This window comes from Klebsiella sp. K47 (assembly GCF_051858335.1).
In the GTDB taxonomy this organism is placed as follows: domain Bacteria; phylum Pseudomonadota; class Gammaproteobacteria; order Enterobacterales; family Enterobacteriaceae; genus Klebsiella; species Klebsiella pneumoniae.
Window position 1 is genome coordinate 1 of record NZ_JBPYUI010000370.1, and the last position, 227, is coordinate 227.

Genomic DNA, 227 nt, shown 5'->3' on the forward strand with positions numbered 1-227 from the left:
CGTTGAAGTGACCCTGGTCGAGGCGCGGGATTCGCTGGGCAGTGAAACCAGTTTTGCCAATGGCGGCCAGTTGTCCTATCGCTACGTGGCGCCCCTGGCCGATGCCGGCGTGCCATTGCAGGCCATCGGCTGGATGCTGCGCGGTGACTCACCGTTGAAGCTGCGCCCCCGCCTGGACCCGGCGCATTGGCGCTGGATGGCGTCCTTTCTGGGGGCCTGTCGCTCCT

The 227-nt window shown here is 66.5% G+C and carries 1 pseudogene; it reads left to right on the plus strand.

The window, feature by feature from the left end:
* Positions 1-227: pseudogene (locus RRF55_RS28420) on the plus strand (amino acid dehydrogenase); the annotation flags it as partial.